Annotated in this window: 2 protein-coding genes; one reads left to right on the forward strand and one right to left on the reverse strand. The window is 27.5% G+C overall.

The features are described from left to right. On the reverse strand, nucleotides 1–1,680 hold a 1,680-nt coding region (locus Q5F54_RS12150), incomplete at its 3' end, for an SH3 domain-containing protein (protein ID WP_302334507.1). An 852-nt stretch (nucleotides 1,681–2,532) separates the two neighbouring features. Here Q5F54_RS12150 and Q5F54_RS12155 point away from each other — a divergent pair. Then, nucleotides 2,533–3,105 carry a GNAT family N-acetyltransferase gene (locus tag Q5F54_RS12155; protein WP_281538579.1) on the forward strand — a complete coding sequence of 191 codons (573 nt, stop codon included), beginning with the start codon at nucleotides 2,533–2,535 and terminating at the stop codon, nucleotides 3,103–3,105. Nucleotides 3,106–3,311: the final 206 nt, after the last annotated feature.

Consider the following 3,311-nt stretch of genomic DNA (forward strand, 5'->3'; position numbering starts at 1 on the left):
TGTTGCATATTGATGCCAAATGTAATCATAGTTAAACTTCATTTTATATATAGTATTTTGGTTGTACTTTGAACTATTTATATAGTTAGCACTTATCCATTTAGCTGACCCCTCTATAGTTTTTTCAATACTAGTCCATCCATTAGAATATGATGCTTCTGCACCTGAAACATTTGCACTCTTATCTATTGCACCGATTCCAAAGAAATTATATACAGTAACTGGTTTATCTAGAGGTTTACCCTTATAGCTCGTTATGGTTTGTCCTTGAGCAAGTACTGATTTTCCATATCCTGTTTCCCACATAGCATGAGAAACTAAGTATACTAAATCTATATCATATTTTTGAGCTGCATTTATAAATGCTTTACCTTGATTATAAAATACTGTATTTTTACCATTTACTTTTGGTAATGAATTTAAATACGAGTTTAATTCACTCTCCGTTATTCCACCTTTATATGTATCAAGTCTTAAAAATTGCATCATACCTTTGTCACTATTTGTAAAGTTTTTTGGATTTAGGTAGTATTCTAAATCAGCTTTACTAGGAGTTACAAAGGCTCTACTCTGTGGCATAGAAGTAGTCAATTCTTCACTCATTCTTGATATACTTGATGATATAACATTACCACCCTCTAATGCTTTTTTATACTGAGCATCTATATGGTTTTGAAGTGTATAATTTAGCGCTTTGTAGTATATAGTTGCTCCACTTACATTTTCCGTACTCTCTCCACCTACTACAGGTGGTACTTGCTCATTACTACTTATTTTGTCTAAATACCTTGTTGCAACATATGCAGTTGTATTTTTGTAATTTATTTTTGACCATCCATCACTTTCTGATATTACTTCTACGCTCGTTCCTTTATCTATCTTTCCTATTGACTCATAACTTGTTGATGGTCCTTTTCTTACATTTAATCCATCTGTATTTACTACTTTTATTTCCTTGTATTGTTGTGTTGTATCTTCTGGTTTTGTATCTGGTGTGCTTGTTGATACTGCCTTTAGATATCCACTCGATACATATGCAGTTTTATTATTATAGTTAATTTTTGACCATCCAGCACTTTCTGATATTACTTCTACTCTAGTCCCTTTGTTTAACTTTCCTATGGTTGCATAACTTGTTGATGGACCCGTTCTTACATTTAATCCATCTGTATTTACTTCCTTTATTGTATAATTTGTAGTAGCTTTATCTATATATTGACTTGCAACATAACCTAATCTTGAATCATGCTTTACTTTTGACCATCCGTTACTTTCTGATATTACCTCTACTTTTTCGCCTTTATTTAAAACCTTTATTATACTATAACTTGTCCCTGCACCATTTCTAAAGTTTAGTCCATCCGTGTTTACTATAGCTATATTTGATTGTGTATTATTATTAGTACTATTATTTGTATTGCTATTTGATGCTGATATATATGAAGATGACACCCATCCTTGCTTACCTGATGAAGTCTCTATTTTATACCATCCATTAGATGATTGTAATATATTAACTTTATCATTTTTCTTTACAGTTGTTACTACTGTATAACTTGTACTAGGTCCACTTCTTACATTTAAAGAAGATGCTGTCACTGTACCTATATTCGATGCATATGCATTATTAGCTGTCATAGGTATCATTGCCAATGTTGCTAATGCTATTTTACCTTTCATACCCATATCTCCTTTCCAAATTATTACATATATTTTTTATTATATGATATACCTTTTAATTAGTAAAGTTACTTATCTCAAAGTTTTATTTAATAATATACGTCATTTATTCTAATTTCTTTAGTTGCTAAATTAATTTATATCCAATAATTAAAATAAATAATTATACATAAAAATTGTAAATCTAGGAATGAATCTATGTAGAATTGTTTTAGGTTCAAAAATTGAAAGATATGGTATAAAAAATTCAATACGTCATATTTAAATACTGATGAAAAACTATTTATATTAAAACGATATTAATTTCTATTTTGAGATAGTTGTTGTTACAATAAAAAGCTAGGAAACAATCCTAGCTTTTTCACTATCTTTTTGTAGCTACTCATTAAATAGCTTATTTTTCATTTTTTACTACAGGTAGTAGTTTTAGTAAGATATATATACATATATAATTAGTGTAGTTTGGTTCTCAACTTTCTTTCTAGCTGTATTTTACAGTTTATTTGCCTATTTGCTATGCTACAAAAAGATAGATAATGAGTATATACTCTTTTATTTATAAATAAATTTATTTATAATATATACTATTCTCATTTATAATATTTGTTACAATATATTATTCAAATCTTATCTTTTACTACTTTCAATATTCCTGCTCTATCATTTCTATATACTTTAACCTTCTCTACTATATACACTAATGCATAATTTTTATGTAATTATTTAGTGTATTTAGTTTAATTAACCTTTTTATAAATATTTCATATATATAAAATAGAAAATATAAATGAAGAGTTTAAAGATATGGACTATTTATTTTGATATAAGATTTCAGATTCAAAATATCCTCAGATGAAAATCATCGAAACTCCCAAGTTTATACTTAGACCTGCTACACTTAAGGGTGCCCCTGATTTTTTTGAGTACTTTAGCCAAGAAAAAGTACTTAGATATTTATCGTTTAGCACTCACAAAAACATTCTTCAGACTAAAATTTTTATAAAATCTTTTTTTATTAATAATTATAAAAAAGGAAATATAGGTAACTATGCTATCTACTATAAGCACGATAATAAAGTTATAGGAAATATAGGTTTAAACAACATTGACCCTAATTCAAAAAGTTCCGAAATAGGTATTTGTATTAATCCTAAGTACTGGGGTCATAATTTCGCTACTGAATTAACTGTGATTACGCTTATAACTGGTTTTGAGCTTTTAAATTTAGATAAGCTTATTGCTTTAACTTATGCAAAAAATAAGTATACACCTAAATCTCTTGAAAATTTAGGATTTAAATATATTAATACTTTTAAGACTAAAGCTTCTGGAAATACATGTCATAGGTTTGAATTAACAAAAGATGAATATTTAAAATTAAAAGAATATTATTTACCTAATTTAATAGAAAGCTTTTATATATAAAAGGTGCAGCAAGAGCTACACCTTTTATACTACCCTATTACTTTTTTATCATATAGTCCTTCTAAACTAGCATTTCTAACTCTTTCTAACGCAACATTACTATCTGTACTATAAAAACCTAATTCCTTCATTCTATCAAAGTAAATACTTCCTGCAAAAGTAAATCTTAATTTTTCACCATCTGGTTTACTCATTTCATTATTAGA

Origin of the sequence: uncultured Romboutsia sp. (genome assembly GCF_958366745.1) — a bacterium.
GTDB classification, from domain to species: domain Bacteria; phylum Bacillota; class Clostridia; order Peptostreptococcales; family Peptostreptococcaceae; genus Romboutsia; species Romboutsia timonensis.